At 73.7% G+C, this 17,367-nt stretch carries 18 protein-coding genes and 1 tRNA gene; 5 read left to right on the top strand and 14 right to left on the bottom strand.

Annotation, left to right across the window (positions count from 1 at the left end; translation table 11 throughout):
* Nucleotides 1–15: 15 nt before the first annotated feature.
* The 5 genes from GLX25_RS06045 to GLX25_RS06025 form a co-directional block, all read right to left on the bottom strand.
* Nucleotides 16–294, bottom strand: coding sequence for a DUF2277 domain-containing protein (locus GLX25_RS06045; protein ID WP_155051373.1), 279 nt, complete (start codon nt 292–294; stop codon nt 16–18).
* 10 nt (nt 295–304) lie between these two features.
* Nucleotides 305–859 (bottom strand): nitroreductase family deazaflavin-dependent oxidoreductase, encoded by a 555-nt coding sequence (locus tag GLX25_RS06040; protein ID WP_271192456.1) that lies wholly within the window; start codon nt 857–859, stop codon nt 305–307.
* Between the two features lie 88 nt (nt 860–947).
* Nucleotides 948–2,003 carry a YihY/virulence factor BrkB family protein gene (locus tag GLX25_RS06035; protein ID WP_155841420.1) on the bottom strand — a complete coding sequence of 352 codons (1,056 nt, stop codon included), beginning with the start codon at nt 2,001–2,003 and terminating at the stop codon, nt 948–950.
* Nucleotides 2,004–2,034: 31 nt separating this feature from the next.
* Nucleotides 2,035–3,255: an AI-2E family transporter gene (locus GLX25_RS06030; protein WP_155841419.1), complete on the bottom strand. Its 1,221-nt coding sequence runs from the start codon at nt 3,253–3,255 to the stop codon at nt 2,035–2,037.
* A 53-nt stretch (nt 3,256–3,308) separates the two neighbouring features.
* Nucleotides 3,309–4,274 (bottom strand): DMT family transporter, encoded by a 966-nt coding sequence (locus tag GLX25_RS06025; RefSeq protein WP_155841418.1) that lies wholly within the window; start codon nt 4,272–4,274, stop codon nt 3,309–3,311.
* Between the two features lie 40 nt (nt 4,275–4,314).
* On the opposite strand from GLX25_RS06025, the gene GLX25_RS06020 reads away from it, so the two are divergent.
* Entirely contained in the window at nt 4,315–4,833 is a 519-nt protein-coding gene (locus GLX25_RS06020) for a MarR family winged helix-turn-helix transcriptional regulator (protein ID WP_155841417.1), read from the top strand.
* Nucleotides 4,834–4,858: 25 nt separating this feature from the next.
* On the opposite strand, the gene GLX25_RS18495 is transcribed toward GLX25_RS06020, so the two are convergent.
* The 4 genes from GLX25_RS18495 to GLX25_RS06000 all read right to left on the bottom strand — a co-directional run bounded on the left by GLX25_RS18495 (nt 4,859) and on the right by GLX25_RS06000 (nt 9,686).
* Nucleotides 4,859–5,788, bottom strand: a complete 930-nt coding sequence (locus GLX25_RS18495; RefSeq protein WP_205719838.1) for an aggregation-promoting factor C-terminal-like domain-containing protein — start codon at nt 5,786–5,788, stop codon at nt 4,859–4,861.
* A gap of 517 nt (nt 5,789–6,305) precedes the next feature.
* Nucleotides 6,306–7,964, bottom strand: a complete 1,659-nt coding sequence (locus GLX25_RS06010; protein WP_155841416.1) for a SulP family inorganic anion transporter — start codon at nt 7,962–7,964, stop codon at nt 6,306–6,308.
* On the bottom strand, nt 7,961–8,398 hold the full coding sequence (locus tag GLX25_RS06005) for an ArsR/SmtB family transcription factor (RefSeq protein ID WP_420837644.1): 438 nt from the start codon (nt 8,396–8,398) through the stop codon (nt 7,961–7,963). The genes GLX25_RS06010 and GLX25_RS06005 overlap by 4 nt, the downstream gene beginning before the upstream one ends.
* 79 nt (nt 8,399–8,477) lie before the next feature.
* Nucleotides 8,478–9,686, bottom strand: a complete 1,209-nt coding sequence (locus tag GLX25_RS06000) for a Fic family protein (protein WP_155841414.1) — start codon at nt 9,684–9,686, stop codon at nt 8,478–8,480.
* Between the two features lie 208 nt (nt 9,687–9,894).
* On the opposite strand from GLX25_RS06000, the gene GLX25_RS05995 reads away from it, so the two are divergent.
* Nucleotides 9,895–11,415, top strand: coding sequence for a hypothetical protein (locus tag GLX25_RS05995; RefSeq protein ID WP_155841413.1), 1,521 nt, complete (start codon nt 9,895–9,897; stop codon nt 11,413–11,415).
* A gap of 4 nt (nt 11,416–11,419) precedes the next feature.
* On the opposite strand, the gene GLX25_RS05990 is transcribed toward GLX25_RS05995, so the two are convergent.
* A complete protein-coding gene (locus GLX25_RS05990; protein WP_155841412.1) occupies nt 11,420–12,004 on the bottom strand; it encodes a mismatch-specific DNA-glycosylase in 585 nt (194 codons plus the stop codon).
* Between the two features lie 113 nt (nt 12,005–12,117).
* Here GLX25_RS05990 and GLX25_RS05985 point away from each other — a divergent pair, with 113 nt between their 5' ends.
* Together GLX25_RS05985 and GLX25_RS05980 are read left to right on the top strand one after the other, a co-directional pair.
* A complete protein-coding gene (locus GLX25_RS05985; RefSeq protein ID WP_155841411.1) occupies nt 12,118–13,671 on the top strand; it encodes a carboxylesterase/lipase family protein in 1,554 nt (517 codons plus the stop codon).
* A gap of 77 nt (nt 13,672–13,748) precedes the next feature.
* Complete coding sequence (locus GLX25_RS05980) at nt 13,749–14,483, top strand: 2-oxo acid dehydrogenase subunit E2 (protein WP_155841410.1); 735 nt, start codon at nt 13,749–13,751, stop codon at nt 14,481–14,483.
* A gap of 18 nt (nt 14,484–14,501) precedes the next feature.
* Here GLX25_RS05980 and GLX25_RS05975 read toward each other — a convergent pair whose 3' ends face one another.
* The 4 genes from GLX25_RS05975 to GLX25_RS05960 all read right to left on the bottom strand — a co-directional run bounded on the left by GLX25_RS05975 (nt 14,502) and on the right by GLX25_RS05960 (nt 16,768).
* The gene (locus GLX25_RS05975) at nt 14,502–15,338 is read right to left on the bottom strand and encodes an NUDIX hydrolase (RefSeq protein WP_155841409.1); all 837 of its coding nucleotides are present in this window, start codon (nt 15,336–15,338) and stop codon (nt 14,502–14,504) included.
* 92 nt (nt 15,339–15,430) lie between these two features.
* Nucleotides 15,431–15,504, bottom strand: a tRNA-Pro gene (locus GLX25_RS05970).
* 134 nt (nt 15,505–15,638) lie between these two features.
* Complete coding sequence (locus GLX25_RS05965; protein WP_155841408.1) at nt 15,639–16,295, bottom strand: hypothetical protein; 657 nt, start codon at nt 16,293–16,295, stop codon at nt 15,639–15,641.
* Nucleotides 16,292–16,768: a MarR family winged helix-turn-helix transcriptional regulator gene (locus tag GLX25_RS05960; RefSeq protein WP_155841407.1), complete on the bottom strand. Its 477-nt coding sequence runs from the start codon at nt 16,766–16,768 to the stop codon at nt 16,292–16,294. The genes GLX25_RS05965 and GLX25_RS05960 overlap by 4 nt, the downstream gene beginning before the upstream one ends.
* A gap of 103 nt (nt 16,769–16,871) precedes the next feature.
* On the opposite strand from GLX25_RS05960, the gene GLX25_RS05955 reads away from it, so the two are divergent.
* Nucleotides 16,872–17,360, top strand: a complete 489-nt coding sequence (locus GLX25_RS05955; protein ID WP_155841406.1) for a nitroreductase family deazaflavin-dependent oxidoreductase — start codon at nt 16,872–16,874, stop codon at nt 17,358–17,360.
* Nucleotides 17,361–17,367: the final 7 nt, after the last annotated feature.

Genomic DNA, 17,367 nt, shown 5'->3' with positions numbered 1-17,367 from the left:
CCCCGACGCCCCCGCTCATGCGCTCGCCGTGGCGTAGCGTTGCGCGGCGCGAGCGCGCGCCTTCGCGGCCTCGACCTCGCGGTCCTTCGGCGGCGCCGAGGTCACCAGGTGGTCGAGGAGGTGCTGCGTGACGTGCGCGATCTCCTCGACCGCCTCGTCGAAGGCCGCCTGGTTGGCCTTCGACGGATGCGTCGAGCCGCTCACCTTCCGGACGTACTGGAGTGCGGCGGCCCGGACCTCGTCGCTCGTCGCGACGGGCTCGAAGTTGTGGAGGGTTCGGATGTTCCGGCACATGCGGTGCAGCCTAATCCGGGTCGGATGACGCGTCGAGGGGGCGGGCGGCGGCCTCGCCGTGGTCGCGCGGGCCCGCGAGCTCGGCGACGGGCTGCAGCAGGAACAGCCTCGCGGTGCGCCCCGAGTCCCGCTCGTATCCGCGGTATCCGGGCCATTGGGCCTCGATGCGGGCCCACGCGGCGTCCCGATCCGTCGCCGGGATGAGGCTCGCGCGCACCAGGAGCGTCCGGTCGCGGACCGTGATGGATGCGTCGCGGTCCGCCATGAGGTTGTAGGTCCATCCCGGGTGCCGGTCCCGCGCGAAGCTCGTCCCGGCGACGATCGCCCGACCGCGTCCGTCCGGCGTGTACATGAGGTGCACGTCCCGCGCCATGCCCGTGCGCGCGCCCACGGTGTGCAGGACGAGCGACGGCACGAGCAGGGAGGCGAGCTGGAGCCGCCCGCCGCTCAGCGCGCCGAGCACCGCTTCGATCGGCGGCAGGAGGACCGGGGCGATCGCACGGAACAGCCGCGTGCGGGTGATCGGGGCGACGACGGAGCGGGTGAGCTGGAGGACGGTCGGCACGCGACCAGTCTGGCGCGCGCCTCGCGCGCGGCGCCAGCGCGGTGCGACGGCGAACCCCGGCGCCGGCCGGCCGGCCGGGCGAGTGCGGTCAGCGCCGTCCGCGCGCCGCCGGGTCGGCGACCCCGGGCAGCGCGTCACGGGCGGCGGCGACCTCCGCCGCGGCATCCGCTGCCCGTCGCTCGGCCCGCTTCAGGCGACGCAGCGCCATCGACGTCGCGCCGTACCTCACTGCGACCCGGTCGCGCTCCTCGTCGACGCCGGTGACGATGTAGGCGCTGGCGATGAGCACGACCTGGCTCGACAGGTTGAGCCAGATCAGCAGCGCGATCAGCGAACCGAACGAGGCGAGCAGCGGATTGCTCGTCGCTCCGCCGACGAAGAGGCTCGAGAGCAGCTGGAGCACCGTCAGGCCGGCGCCGCCCAGCAGCGACCCGGACCACAGCGCCCGGGCGCTCGGGCGGAGCCCGGCGAGCAACCGGAACAGCCCGGCGATGACCACCGTGTCGATCGCGAACGCGACGAGCACCGAGAGCGTGCGCGACCCGGTGTCGAACAGGACCCCGCCGAAGGGGCGGCCGAGCCAGCCCACCACTGCATCCAGTGCGCCGGTGCCGACCACGGTCACGGCGGCGCCCGCCACGAGGAGGCCGCCGAAGCCGATCGCGATCGCGAGGTCGCGGAGCAGCTGCCAGAGGAAGAAGCTGTCGTCGTCGGGTCGCCCGGCGAGCTGGCGGAGCGCGATCCGGAGGGAGCGGATCGCGCCGATCGCCGCCCCGACGACGCCGATGAGCGCGAGCGATCCGGCGATGCTCAGCGTGATGGGCTGGATCAGGGCGTCCGGGTCGAGCACGGCGCCCTCGCCGATGAGGCCGGGGATGACCCCGCTCACGGTGGCCACGATCGCGTCGATCGCGTCGGGGTTGCCGGCGAGCCAGATGCCCGCGACGGCGAACCCGAGGAACGTGCCTGCGAAGACCGAGAAGAGCGTCCGGTAGGTCACGCTGTCGGCGAGCAGCGCTCCGTGCTGCTCCTGGTAGAGGAGGAAGGCGCGGGCGGGCTTGGTGCTGAGCACCCACTGCACGATGTGCGTGACCCGTTCGCGGAATCCGCCTCCGGTGGTCGTCTCCCCCGCCTGCTCGCTCATCCCGTCAGGCTAGCGAGCGCACCGCGGGCGATCACGGCCTTGACGCGCGGGCCGCCCGCCCCCGTGGCGGGCGTGCCGCGCGGTCGGCCTTGGCCTGCGCGCGCGCCTTGGCCGACAGTTCCGCGGCGATCCCCTTCGTCTCCTCGACGTCGCCGGTCGCCGGCCGCCACCAGGCGAGGGTGGGATCGGCGTCGAGGAGGATCGAGCGCACGAGGAGCGTGAGCGGGACGGCCAGCACCGCGCCCACCGGCCCGATCACGAGCGCCCAGAACAGCACCGAGACGAACGTGATGGTCTCGCTCAGTCGCACCGCGCCGCCGACCACCTTGGGCTGGACGATCGATTGGACCACCGCGTTCACGACGCCGTACACGAGGAGCACGGCGATGAACACGGGCCAGCCTCCGGAGAGGAATCCGAACACGAGGGGCGGCACGATCGCGATGAAGTAGCCGATGTTCGGGATGAAGCTGCAGATGAACGACAGGACGCCCCAGAGCAGGGCTCCGGGTACCTGGAGGATGAGCAGGGCGATCCAGTTGAGCACGCCCTGCGCGACGCCCAGCCCGGTCGTGACGACCATGTAGCGCCGGACGTTCCTCGTGTAGAGGACGAGCGCGTCGACGAGCGCGGCACGGCGAGGACGCAGCTGCGCGAGGATCGCCGGCGCGTAGGTGCCGTCCATCGCCATGAGGATGAGCAGGGTGAGGATGACGACCAGCGAGAACGTGATGCCGGCGACGCCGCCGAGCACCGCGCCCACGACGTCGATGATGCGCGACGGTTCGAGCCCGTCGACGATGGTCTGCGCCTGCTGCGCGCCGATGCCGAGGCCCTCGAGCGCATCGCTGAGGTTCGCCCCTGCCGCCTGGATCTGCGGGGCGTACTCGGGCAGCAGCGTCGTGAACTGCGCCAGCGCGAAGACCAGTGTGGCGACGAACCCGGCGAGGAGGGCGAAGACAGCGACGATCGCGGCGCCGGTCGCGAGGCCGACCGGCACTCCGCGCCGCACGAGCCCGATCCGCACCGGATGGACGCAGATCGTCAGTACGAGCGCGAGGAACGCCGGCGCGACGACCGATCGGGCGGCCGCCAGCCCGAACATCACGACGACCACCCCCGCGAAGCCGAGCAGGATGACGGCCGCGCGCGGCAACGCGACCGAGGTCCGTGCCGTCGACGCCGCGTCGTCGGGGTGCGGTTCCGCCTCGGACGCCGACGCGCGCTCCCGACGCCACCACCCGAGTGCCATGATCCCCCCGATCCGCCGCCGCCGGAGCCCGGGCGCGGCACTTGGGCCGCAGGTTAGCAGTCGGCGGGCAGGGGCGCACGGACTTCGGTCCGCCGCGCGCGCGGGATGCGCCGATCCGTGCCGTCGGCGACCGTGCGTCCGCCGAGCCGCCGCCGGACCCGGGCGAGCGACCGATGCGCGAACGGCTGTCCGAGGACGATCCCCACGAGGACGATGGCGAGGCCGGCGAGCTGCCGGCCGCCGAGCTGCTCCCCCGCGACGAGCACGCCGAGCAGGACGCCGGTGACCGGGTTGAGCAACCCGACGAGGCCCACCGTGCCGGCCGGCAGGCGGGAGAGCCCGGCGAACCAGGCGGCGAGGGCGACGGCGGTCGCGATCACGCTGACGTAGGCGAAGGCGGCGAGGCCCGGGCCATCCACCGGAGGCGGCGCTCCCTCCACCACGAGTGCGGCGGGCAGCAGGAGGAGACCGCCTGCGACCAGCTGCCACGACGTGATCGAGAGGACGTCCGCGCCCTCGCGCCAGCGCTTGGCGAGGATGTACCCGAGTGAGGACAGGAGCATCGCGAGCACCGACGCGCCGATGCCGAGCGGCGCTGCGGCCGGGCCGTCGCCCGCGAGCATGAGCGCGACGCCGCCGATCCCGAGGCCCGCGCCGAGGAGCGGGACGAGCCTCAGCCGCTCACCGGCGAACAGCCAGGCGAGCAGCATCATCGCGGCGGGCGAGGTCGCCATGATCGTCGAGGCCAGGCTGGTCGGCAGCAGTTGCGCGACGAGGTAGATGAGCGCGAAGAACACGCCGACGTTGAGGACGCCGAGGACGGCCGCCCGCCACCACCACGCGCCTCGGGGGCGCCGCGGTCGGATGGCGAGCAGCAGCAGCCCGGCCGGGATCGCGCGGAGCACGGCGCCCCACAGCGGGGCGTCGGGCGGGAGGAACTCCCGCGTGACCCAGTACGTGCTCCCCCACGCGACGGGCGCGATCGCCGTCACGAGCACCCAGCGCCATGTATTTTCCATGGAAGACAGTATAGCTTCCGTGGAAGATATACTTCCGCACATGACGACGGATGCCACGGACGACCGGGTCGCCCGCATCATGCGCGAGTGGCGCCGTGAACGACCCGACCTCGACGTCTCGCCGCAGGGCGTGATCGGCCGCCTGCACCGACTCGCGAATGCGCTGACCGACGAGCTGGTCGCCGTCTACGAGCGGTTCGGGCTCTCCGAGGGCGAGTTCGACGTGATCGCCACGCTCCGTCGGGCGGGCGAGCCCTTCGAGCGGACGCCGGGCGACCTCGCCGCATCGACGATGGTGACGAGCGGCGCCGTCACGAAGCGCGTCGACCGGCTGGTCGCACGCGGACTGGTCACGCGACGCACGAGCGAGGTCGACGGCCGCGGCCGGGTCATCGCGTTGACCCCGAGCGGCCGCGAGCTCATCGACGAGGTCATGACCGCCCACATGGCGAACGAGCACCGCCTGCTCGCGGCGATCGACGCCGACGAACGAGCGGTGCTCGAAGGGGTGCTCACCCGGTGGCTGTCGGCGTTCGAGACGCCGCCGACCACCGGGTGAGCGGGGATCCGATCGGATCCGAGGGTCAGTACCAGCCGACCGACACCGAGTGCGACCAGGCGCCGCACGGCGTGCCGTAGCGGCCGGCGATGTAGCCGAGGCCCCAGGTGATCTGGGTCGACGCGCTCGTCGCCCAGTCGGCGCCGGCCGTCGACATCTTCGAGCCGGGCAGCGCCTGCGGGATGCCGTACGCGCCGCTCGACGGGTTCTGCGCGTACACGTTCCAGCCCGACTCCTTGTTCCAGAGGTCGACGAGGCAGCCGAACTGGTCGCCGCCCCAGCCGTACATCGAGGCCATCAGGTCGCGCGCGATCGCCTGCGCACCGCTGGGGTTCGCCGGGCCGCTCGGGTACGCCGGCGCGGCGGAAGCGGACTCCTGCTCGGCGGCGGCGGCCTCCGCTGCGGCCTTCTCGGCGGCGGCCTTCTCGGCGGCCGCCTTCTCGGCAGCGGCCTTCTCGGCGGCCTTGCGGTCGAACTCCGTGACCTTGGCGGTCACCTGGTCGGCCTTGTCGGACGTGAGGCTCGCGAGCTCGAACACGCGCTCGGGCGCGAGGTAGCTGTAGTGCTCGAGGCTCGCGACCGACGAGGCGAGCTCGGTGGCATCCGCCTTGCCCTTCGCCTTCGCCATCGTGGCGTCGGCGGCCTTCAGCGTGTCCTCGGCCGTCTTGACGGCGTGGGCCTCGAGCAGGCCGCCGGCGGCGTCGAGCTGGTCGATCCCGCGGTCGGCGCCCTCGGCGATGGCGGCGGTCTCCGCGACGCGCCGTTCCTGGTCGGCCACGGCCGACTGGACCGCGAAGCCGGAGCCGACGAGTGCGCCGACGGCGACGACCGCGCCGGAGGCGATCCAGGCGGCCCGGCGGTTGCGCCGGGTGCGACGGACCCGGGCGCGCGTGGCGTCGACGGTCTCGTCAGGGGTGGTCAGGGTGGTGCTGGGGGAACTGTTCTCGTTGCGCATGGAATCTCGTGGGCGGCGCTCGAGGTGCTGTCCTCGCGCGCCGCGGTTCTCGTCTCGGTGCATGAAATGGGGGGTCGCCGCGGCGAAGTCGCCAGTCTGCACACCCTTTCTCCACGAGTCGTGCCCATTCCCTGTGAAAGTCATCCGAACAGTCGACGGATGCTCACCTCCGTGACAGGGGGATCCTCATGGTTCGGCACGCGTGAAATCGGGGTAGCCCTGCCACTCGCCCGGGCCGTGGGAGCGCACGAACGCCTGATGCACGCGCTCGCACGCACCGCGCAACGTGGTGCCCCATCCGAGCTGTCGCCCCTCGAACTCGGCGCGGTATCGCACGGCGCCGTCGAGGCGCACGATATCGACCCGGCCGTACTCGCGGCCGAGCGAGTCGACCAGCCGCCACCGCCCCGGTTCGGGCTCGTCGGCGGCGAGGATCGGATGCCAGCTGGCCAGTGGTGCTCCCTCCCGAGCGCCCCGGCCGGCGTGCCTCGATCGTACGTCGGGCCGGCCCCGATCGTCACATCGCGGCGGACGCCCGGCGGACGTGGCTCCGCGCGTGCGCGACCGCGCCCCCGAGGTCGTCGAAGAGGTGGTTCCGGTGCCGCAGCGAGTCGATGACGCCGACGCGACGCGCGAGGTCGAGGTGGCGGTCCTGGATCCCCTTGACCAGGACGGTCACGCCGCGCCGCTCGAGGGCGTGGACCAGTTCCGTGACGACCTGCGCGCCCGTCGCGTCGAGGATCTGGAGCTGCGACATCCGGATGATCACGACGTCGACGTCGCGCATCGCACCGACGCGCTCGAGCATGCGCTCGGCCACCCCGAAGAAGAGGGCGCCCTCGAGGCGGAACAGTGCGACCCGCTCGTCGCCGACCTCGGCCGGCCCGGGAAGCTCCTCGCGGTGCACCCCGCTCGAACGCGCGAGCGCGCGCAGCGCGAGGAACGCCGCCACCGCGATGCCGACGAGCACCGCCGTGATGAGGTCGACGCTCACCGTGATGATGGCCGTCGCGACGAACACGACCGCATCCGCCCGCGTCGACCCGACGACCGAGCGCACGGTCGCGACCGAGATCATGCGCGTGGCCGTGACCATGAGGACGCCGGCGAGCGCCGCGAGCGGGATGGATGCCACGACGGATGCGCCGACCGCGACGATCGCGGCGAGCAGCACGGCGTGCACGATCGCCGAGAGCCTCGTCCGGGCGCCCGACCGCACGTTCACGGCCGTCCGGGCGATCGCGCCCGTGGCGGGCATTCCGCCGAACAGCGCCGACGCGATCGAGGCGAGCCCCTGGCCGACGAGCTCCCGGTCGGCGTCGTACGGCCCCGTGTCGGAGATCGATGCGGCGACCCGCGCCGACAGCAGGGATTCGATCGCGGCGAGGGCGGCGACCGTGGCCGCGGGAAGCGCGAGCGCGGCGAGGGTCGCGGGGTCGACGGCCGGAAGCGTCGGCACCGGGAGGCCGCTGGGCAGAGCCCCGATCGTCGCGACGGGGATCCCGATGAGCACGACCACCAGCGTGACGACGACGATCGCGACGATCGACCCGGGCACGAGCGGGTGGATGCGCGGCGCGATGAGCATGATCGCGGCGACCGTCGCGACGACGGCGAGCGCCCAGGCCGCCTCCGGCCAGGATGCCCCGAGCACCGCGTCGATCGCACCGACGACCGCGTTCGCGCCCTCCGTGGCCGGAACGCCGAGTGCAGCCGGCACCTGCTGGAGGAAAATGATCACGGCGATCCCGAGCGTGAACCCCTCGATCACCGGCCAGGGGATGAACGTGACGGCGCGCCCGAGCCGCAGGACGCCGGCCACGAGCACGATGGCTCCGGCGAGCAGCCCGACGATCGCGAGCGCGCCGACGCCGTGGGTCGCGATGATCGGTGCCAGGACGACGACCATCGCTCCCGTCGGCCCGGACACCTGCACGTTCGACCCCCCGAAGACGGCCGCGACGACGCCCGCGACGATCGCGGTGACCAGCCCGCTCGCGGCGCCGGCGCCGGAGCTCACCCCGAACGCGAGCGCGAGCGGGAGCGCGACGATCCCGACGGTGACGCCGGCGACGAGGTCGCCCCTCCACGTCCGCCGGATGTCGCGGTAGTCGGCGACGCCGGGCAGCAGCGAGCGGATGCCGCGGCCGGCGCGCCGCGCGGTCGTCGCCGTCATGGCCGGGCCGCCGAGCGGGCCGATGTGACCGAGTCGGTCGAGGCGACCGGTGCGGCCGGGCCGTCCGTCGCCTGCGCCGGGAGGTCGGGCAGCCCGGCCTGCTCGACGAGCTGGCGTTCGGTGGCTTGCAGGATCTCGCCGAGGAGCGCCCTCGCGACGCGCAGGAGGTCGGCGACCTGCGGATAGGCGAGCCGGTACGACACCTGGTTGCCACGGCGCTCAGCGGTCACGAGCCGGTAGTTGCGCAGTACGGCGAGGTGCTGCGAGAGGTGGGACGCCTCGAGCCCGGTGGCGTCGAGCAGGGCGGAGACCGGCGTCTCGGAACCGGGCGACGCCGCGAGCACCTCGAGCACCCGCACGCGCAACGGGTGCGCGAGCCCCTTGAAGAGGTTGGCCTTGACCTCGTAGAGCGGGCGGCTGGCGTCGGTGAACACGGTGACTCCTCCATGGATTGATGGATCCATCAATCCATTATGCGCTCATCCGCGCGACTCCCCTCCTGCGTCCGGCTCCTCACTCGGCCGCGCGCACCGCAGCCGCGATCCGCGCCGCGAGGTCGTCGAGCTCCGCGAGCAGGTCGACGACGCCCCAGACGCGGTTCCGCTGTCGGGCCGTGACCTGGCGGATGACGCCGTCGGCCTCGAGTCGATCGAGCGCCGTGTACACGCTCGACAGCGGCGCTCCGGTCAGCGACTGCGCCTCCTCGGCGCCCAGGATCGGATGCTCGGCGAGCGCGTCGAGCAGCTTCGCCGCCGCGCTGCCCGCCCGCGGACGCGTGAGTTCGCGCCAGTAGCCGGGCAGCTCCGCGAGCCGGTCGGCCGCCCGACGCGATTCGATCGCGGCGATCCGCGTGCCGCGCGCGAGGTCGGCCACGAACGCGTCGACGCGGCCGTCGCGGTAGCCGTTGACGAGCGAGAAGTAGCGGTCACGCTCGGCGAGCATGGCGGATGCCACGGGCACGACGGTGCGCGACGTGAGCCCCCGACGCCGGAACACGGCGTTGATGAGCGCCCGGCCGATCCTGCCGTTCCCGTCGGTGAAGGGGTGGATCGACTCGAACTGGGCGTGCGCGATCGCCGCCTGGGCGACCGGATCGAGGTCGTCGCGCGCGGCGAAGGCGAGGAGGTCCTCGAGGAGCTCCGGCACGAGCTCGGGCGGCGGCGGGACGTGCACCGCGCCGATCGGCGAGTGGTCGGACCCGCTGATCCAGTTCTGCACGTCGCGGACCCGGCCGGCGTACCGCGCGTCGACCGGGTCGTCGGCCATCAGGGTGCGATGCGCGTCGAGCACGTCGTCGAGCTCGATCCGCCGCGACGTCCCCGCGCGCTCGATCATCCGGCCGAGCGCCCGCGTGGCGGCGACCATCGACGACGCGGACTCGTTCGAGCGGATGCCGGCGACCGCCCGGGCGTAGTCGTCCATGCTCGCGTCGACCTGCTCGATGCGGGACGACGACACGGACTCGGTGCGAAGGAGTAGCCCGCCGAGCGCCCCGAGCTGCCCGCGCGGATCGGTGTCCACGGCGATGACCGCTCGCGCCGCATCGGCGAGCGCGACCGTGAGCGTCGGGTCGGGACGGTAGTCGAGACGGGCGATCATGGGCGGCAACGAGACCGTGATCTCGCGCAGCATCCGATCGGCCCGCGTGCCGTGACGCCCGGACTGCTGCCACGGCACCGTGCGTGAACCGTGCACGGGCCAGCCGGTGCCTGCGTTCGCCATGTCACCTCTTCTCGGAATGAATACGATGGTATTCCGTGTTGCGATCATAACTCGGAATACGGAAGAGGTCGTTCCGACTTGCCGGTGCCGGATCGTCGAGTCGGGCGTCATGCCCGGGCCCATCGACCGTCGCCGGAGACGCTAGGGTCGTCCGCAACGGCGCCGCCCGCGCCACGCTCCCGCGCCGACCTCACGCCAGGAGGAGACCGTGACCGAGGCCACCTCCGCGCCGACGAGCGCGACCGGAACCCGCCGCGAGGCGACGACGGTCGCGATCGTCGCGGTCGGGGTGGTCGCGCTCGTCCTCCGCGCGGCGGCGTTCGCCTTCCCGGACGCACTCCTCTGGATGCGCGAGAACGACGACGGCATCATGTTCGCCGGCGCCGTCTCGATGCTCCACGGCCGACTTCCGTACGCGGACTTCGGCTACGTCCATCCGCCCGGGTCGCTGCTGCTCCTCCTCCCGTTCGCCGGCTGGGCCGAGATCACGAACGAGGCCGTCGGCCTCGCCGGCGCACGGCTGCTCACGGTCGCGGTGGGCGCCGCGAACACCGTGCTGATCGGCGTCCTGCTCCGGCGATTCGGCGTCTCCGCCGTGCTCGTCGGCGCCGGGCTGTACGCGACGTGGGGCATGGCGGTCGCGACCGAGCGCACGTACCTGCTCGAGCCGTACCTCAACCTGGGACTGCTCGTCGCGCTCCTCGCCGTACTCGGCGGCCGCCGATCCGCCCCGATCGTCGCCGGTGCGGCACTGGGCGTCGCGCTCCTGGTCAAGTACTGGGTCGTGATCGACGTCGTCATCGTCGGCTGGATGATCTGGAGCCGCCTCGGACGCGGTGCGGCGCTCCGCTACCTCGGCACGGGAGCGATCGTCGCAGCCCTCATCGGCCTGCCGTTCCTGCTCGCCGACCCCGGCGCCATGTGGCAGCTCACGGTGAGCGCCCAGCTCGGTCGGGCCGGGAACGACGTCGACCTCGCCGAGCGGGCGGACTACCTCTCCCCCTACTTCGCGTTCCCGGCGATCCGCGAGGCCGTCCCGACGGCCGCGTCGGCCGCCGGCGTCGTGCTCGCGCTCGCCGTCGCCGCGCTGCCCCTCGTCGGCGCGATCGGCCGGCGGACGCGTCCGGGCTCGTGGCCGCCGGAGGCGTGGTGCGCGATCGTGACCCTCGCGCACGCGATCGCGCTCGCGGCATCCGGGGTCTCGTTCTACCACTACGCGGTGTGGCTCATGGCGCCGCTCGCCCTCGCCCTCGGCGCCGCCGTCGGCCGGATCCGGCGGACGCGGGCCCGTCGTCTCGTGGCCGCAGGCGGCCTCGCCGTGATCGCGCTGATGGCCGTGGGCGACCTCGTGGTCGTCGGCCCGCGGCCGGCGGCATCCGTCGTCGCGGACTGGGCGGCCGAACACGAGTGCGTCGCCGGGATGCCCTCGGTGCTCGTCGTGGCCGATCACGTGGGCCGGAACCTCGAGGCCGGATGCACGATGGACGTCGACCCGCTGAGCCTCTCGCTGACGCTCCCCGATGCCGGGGAGCTGACCCGCGACCGCTTCCTCGCGTCGGAGGAGTGGCAGGCGCGCTGGTGGTCGTACCTCGAGGGGGCGGATGGCGCGGCGCTCGATCCGGACGAGCTCGACTGGCTCGACGCGGAGCACCGCGAGGAGTTCGAGCGCGAGTTCACCCTGGTGCATCGCGTCGGCGGGCTCGAACTCTGGTCCCGTCGAGGCGGCTGAGCGCTCAGCCGGCGGACGGTGGGGCGGCGGGGATGCCCGCGGCGAGCGCGGGCCCGGCGTACGCGCGCGCGAGGTCCGCGACGCCGGCATGGGCGTTGAGCCCGCTCGGGTTCGGGACGACCCAGAGCTCGGCGCCCGCGATCGACTCGTCCTGTCGGCCGGCGCGGACCTTCGGGCGGTCGAAGCCCTGCCGGTAGGCGGTGAGGCCGACGACCGCGACGACGAGCGGATGCCACCGGGCGATGTCGCGCTCGAGGCGCGCTGCCCCCTCGCGGAGTTCGCTCCGGTCGAGTTCGTCCGCCCGCGCGGTGGCGCGGTGCACCAGGTTCGTGATGCCGATGCCGGCGTCGAGGAACGTCCGGCGATCGGCGTCCGCGAGGCCGTTCGCGAAGTCGGGGAGCGCCGGCAGGATCCCTGCCGCGACGAGCGCCGGGTAGAACCGGTTGCCGGGGTGGGCGAAGCGCGTTCCGGTCGCCGCGGTCCAGAGTCCGGGGCTGATGCCGACGAAGACGAGCCGAGGGTGGTCGGGCATGAGGTCGTCGACGGTCGCGTCGCGGTACGACTCGAGTTCGGCGCGCGTGAAGCCCATCCCGGTCCCCTCCTCGGCGCGGATGCCGCCGTCAGCCTACTGCGCGGGCGCGACAGGGCGATGCGGGACCTTCGCCCCGCCGCGACCGCGGGCGACGGGTGCAGCGTTGGGTCATGGACACGGTGGTCACGACCGACCACGGCGCGGTGCGAGGCAGGATCGTCGACGGCGTCCATGTCTTCCTGGGAGTGCCGTTCGCGGCCCCGCCGTTCGGCGCGAACCGCCTCCTCCCGCCACGCCCGGTCGAGCCGTGGGACGGCGTCCGCGATGCGGGGGCGCTCGGACCGGAGCCGCCGCAGGTGGCCCCTCCGTCGACGGGCGGTGCCGAGGCCGGCGCGACGGAGGACTGGCGGCGCGTCGATGCCGCGTTCGCGCACCTCGAGCACGCCGCACCGGCGGAGGACGTGCTGACCCTCAACGTGTGGACGCCCGATCCCGGTGCGGTCCGGCTCCCGGTCATGGTCTGGATCCAGGGCGGCATGTTCGAGCTCAGCTCGACGGCCGCGTACGACGGGAGCCGGTTCGCACAGGATGGCATCGTGTGCGTCGTCATCAACTGGCGGCCGGGCGCCGAGGGGTTCCTGGTGTTCGACGGCGGCACGGCGAACCGCGGCCTCCTCGATCAGGTGGCGGCGCTCGAGTGGGTCCGCGACCGGATCGACGCGTTCGGCGGCGACCCCGGGAACGTCACCGTCTTCGGCGAGTCGGCGGGGGCGATGAGCATCGGGATGCTGCTGGCGATGCCCGCCGCGGCCGGGCTGTTCCAGCGGGCCGTCCTGCAGAGCGGCGCCGCGCATCACGTGCTCGCGATGTCCGATGCGACGCGGGTGGCCGGGCTCGTGGCCGAGCGCCTCGGGGTCGCCCCGACGCTCGAGGCGCTCGCGGCCGTCGGCGTGCCCCGCCTGCTCGCGGCGCAGGCCGGGTTGAAGGCCGACCTGATGGCGCATCCCGATCCCGGTCGATGGGGGATGCCACTGGTGGCGACGACCATGCCGTGGCAGCCGGTGATCGACGGCGAGGTGATCCCCGGGCCGCCGATCGAGCGCATCGCGGCGGGCTCCGCGCGCGGCGTCGACGTCGTCGTCGGCACGAACGTCGACGACTGGCGGCTCTGGCTCCTGGTGAGCGGCGCGTTCGCGCAGATCACCGACGACATCCTGACGGGTCCCGTGGCGAGGTACGGCTCCCAGTCGCTCGCGGCGTACGACCTCCCGCCGGCGACCTCGCTCGCCGCGTACCGCGAGCGGTACCCGGGGGCCGCCCCGGGCGACCTGCTCGCCTCCGTCCAGACCGACTGGTGGATGCGGATCCCCGCGATCCGGCTCGCCGACGCGCATGCGGCCGGCGGCGGTCGCACCTACATGTACGAGTTCGCGTGGCCGTCACCGGGACTCGGCGCGGTGCACGCCCTGGAGGTCCCATTCGTGTTCGACACGCTCTCCCCGGATGCGCCGCTGTTCGGGCCGATGCTCGGCGCGGATCCGCCGCATCCGCTCGCCGACGCGATGCACGGCGCGTGGGTCGCGTTCGCGGCCTCCGGCGACCCGGGCGAGCACTGGCCGCGGTACGACGCCGAGCTGCGCGCGACGATGCGCTTCGACGTCGAGTCGCGGGTGGTCGTGGATCCGCGCGCGTGGGAGCGCGACCTGTGGGAGGGCGTCAGGTGAGGTCCGCCGCCCGGCCGTCCGCGGGGTCCGTGCCCGGCGGCGAGGGCCGGCGGCCGCCCGGCTACACGCTCACGCGGATGCCCCGCGAACGCCGCCCCGTGCTCGACCGCCTCGCGGGTGCCCGGCGCCGGTTCCAGGTGCACGCGCTGGTCGAGCTCGACGTCGCGGAGGCCGACGCGCGACTCGCGGTCGCCGAGCCGCACGTGTCGTGGACGGGGTTCGTCGTCGCCTCCCTCGCGCGGGCCGTCGCGGAGCATCCCGACGTGAACGTCAGGCGGGCGGGCGGGCGGGTGCTGTCCTTCGACCACGTCGACGTCGGGGCCACGGTCGAACGGCACTGGGAGGGTCGCGCGACGCTCGACATCGCCACCGTCCGCGACGCCGACCGCATGACGCCGGCCGAGATCACGGCACTGCTGCACGCGGCCAAGTCCGGGCCGGGCGCGGATCACCGCCCGCGTGGCGCGATGCGGGCCGTCCTCGCGCTGCCCGGCCCGCTCCGGCGGACCGCGACCCGCATCGCCGGGACCGTGCCCGGCATCGCCGCCGCGTTCGGGCCCGCCGTCGGCGTGACCTCGATCGGCATGTTCTCGCGCAGCTGGGGCTGGGCGGTGCCGCTCGCCCCGTTGACGGTGATCGCGACGGTCGGCGGCGTCGCGGACCGGGCCGTCGTCCGCGACGGGAGCGTCGTGGCGCGGCGCATGCTGCCGATCACGCTGAGCTTCGACCACGCCCTGATCGACGGCGCCCCCGCCTCGCGGTTCACCGAGACGCTGCGCCGCACGATCGAGACCGCGTCGGTGCTCGACTGAGTCCGCCCGTGCGGTTCGTCACGGCGTGCGGGCGGATGCCTCTGCGTGCCGACGCACGGCACGGAGCATCCGCTGCGTCGCCGCCCGGTGCAGGCCGAACCGCATGAGCATCGTCCGATAGATGCTTCCGCGCCATCCGGGGAAGATCGCTCTCGTCTCCGCGCGGAGGCGGCTCCGTCCAGGTCCGAGCTCGTCGACGCGGAAGACGAGCTCGTAGTCGGAGAACCGGTGCCGGCCCGCGAGCGCGAGGTGGTCGGGCGGGTCGGCAGCGACCACGTGGAAGCCGGGGACGACGGCGCCGGGGGTGGGCATCGCGGGGGCGTCGCTCGCGACGTCCTCGGCTCCGAGGAGGGCGGCGAACCGGGCGGATGCCACGTGCGCTACGACCGCGACGAGCGCCCGCCAGACGCCATCGCGATCCGCGGTCGCCTCGACGGCGTGCTCGTCGACGAACGGCAGCGGCTCGACGACCCCGGCCCGGCGCAGGTGCTCGACGAGGTGGGTCGTGACCCGGACGCGGTGCAGCTCGCCCGGCGCGAACCAGCGCGCATCCGCGGCGTCGTCGCCCGCGGCGAGCGCACCGCCCTCGACGGTCGCGGCGAAGTCGCGGATGTCGAACTCGCCGCCGTCGGCGGTCGGCAGCCTGATTCGCCACAGCTCCGGCCCCACGGCGACGCGCAGCCCGGTCTCCTCGCGCACCTCTCGCGCCGCGGCATCCGCGAACGACTCCCCCGGCTCGAGCCGGCCGCCGGGCACCGACCACCGGCCGCGCTGCGGCGCCGCTCCGCGCTTGACGAGCAGCACGCGCCCGTCGTCGTCGGTGATCACGGCACCCGCCGCCGGCACGATCTCCATGTCCTCACGATAGGGCCGCGTTCGCGGTGCCCCGGATCTCCCCGGAAACGCAGAAGTCCCGGCGGATCGCGATCCGCCGGGACTTCCATCGGTCGGGCTGACAGGATTTGAACCTGCGACCCCTTGACCCCCAGTCAAGTGCGCTACCAAGCTGCGCCACAGCCCGATGCCCTCAGCGTCTCCGTCGAAGGCAACTCGACCATCATAGCGGCATCCGGAGGCGTGCTCGTGCACGCGGGCGGCCTCGCAGGTGACGTCGGCGAGCACGAGTGCGGAGCGGCATCCGAACCCGACGGCCCCTCAGATGTGCCGCCGCACCGCGGCCATGAAGCCGTCGACGTCGTCGACCCAGATCCGCACCTCGTCGACCACCTGCTCGCCGCCCTTCGGCGCCGCTCCGGGCAGCCGGACGAGCGTCGGCCGTTCCAGCTCGATGGCCACGACGGTCTCGTGCTGCATGCGGAGCGACAGCGTGCGCGCGCCATCCGCCTCGGTGACCTTCGGCGACTTCGGCTCGTCGACGCGCTTCGCGCGCGCCACCGACGCGATGTCGTCCCAGGCGAGCAGGACGTCGGTCTCGAGGCCCTCGCGCACGCGGATGCCCTCGGGCCCGACGGTGTGCGGCCGCATGAGGTAGGCCGCGAGCAGCCCGAGCATCCACGTGAGCCCCCAGATGCCGATGATGAGCACGATGATCCGGACGACCGGCCAGCGATGCACGATCAGGTCGAGGATGGGGATCTCGACGGCGGAGAGCACGATGAAGATCCACAGGATCGTGATGACGGGCGCGTGGTAGCCGAACCCCGCGGCGCCGGGCGCGATGGCCGGGCGCCTGGCGATGAGGCGCCCGATGCTCGCGTAGATGCGCAGCTCGAGCTTCAACGCGCGAAGGGCGACGCCGGCGGCGCGACGGGCGACGGATGGCGCGGGCGCGCGATGGACGTCGGCGGTCACCGCTCGACCCCCGCGCGGGCGGCCGTCCGGCCCGCCTCGGCGGCCTCGACGAGGTCGCGCAGCCGGTCGGCGACCGCGCCGACCCCGCGGAGGAACGCCTCCCGGTCCGACGGCGCGACTGCGCCCAGGAGCACGTCGGAGAGCTCGGCGTGGTCGCGCTGCATCGCGTGCATGAGCTCGGCGGCCGACGGGGTGAGCGAGACGAGGACGGCCCGGCGGTCGCCGGGGTGCGGCTCGCGCCGGACGTAGCCGGATGCCTCGAGCGCGTCGACGAGGCCGGTGACGTTGCGCGGGCTCACCTCCAGACGCGTGGCCAGCGCGTGCTGGGTCGAGGGACCGGCGTGCACGAGGTCCCACAGCACGCGGGTCCGGGCGGGCGTCAGCGAGCTGCCTGCGAACTCGCGGGCGAGATCGCGCTGGAAGAGGTCGCTGATCTCGAGGAGTCGATCGAGCACGGTCACGGGCGCATCCATACCGTGATGATACTTCACTATCACCTTGCTGCACGATTCGACTCGCGCGTCGGCCGCGCGCGGCATCCGCACCGCCCGCCCGCACCCTGCCTAGGGTGGGCCCATGGCGATGTCGAAGCCCGGACCCCTGCTCGCCTGGTTCTACCGCGCACCCTCCGCCCTGTATCGTGCACGGCTCGGCTGGATCCTGGGCGGCCGCTTCCTCATGCTGACCGCCGTCGGGCGGACCAGCGGGATCGCACGCCGCACCGTGATCGAGGTCGTGAAGCGCGAGGCGGCCGGCGCGTCGCCCGCCCCTCCGACGCTCTGGGTCGTCGCCAGTCGCGGACGGAGGACGGACTGGTGGCGGAACGCCGTCGCGAACCCGGAGGTCCGCGTCGACTGGCGCTCGCGCCGGTACGCGGCGGAGGCGGTCGACCTCGACGCGGCCGCCCGCCTCGACCTGCTCGCCGACTACCAGCGGCGCCATCCCCGCGCCGCCGCGATGCTCGGGAAGGCGGCGCTCGGCGAGGCGTTCACCGCGGACCCCGACGACCTCCGGTTCCTCGCGCGGGATCTCCGCGCCCTGCGCCTCGACCCGAAGGAGGCGTGACGGATGT

This window comes from Agromyces luteolus, from assembly GCF_009729855.1.
Lineage (GTDB): Bacteria > Actinomycetota > Actinomycetes > Actinomycetales > Microbacteriaceae > Agromyces > Agromyces luteolus.
Note: the sequence above shows the minus strand (reverse complement) of the source record. Positions and strands in the feature narration are given on the sequence as shown.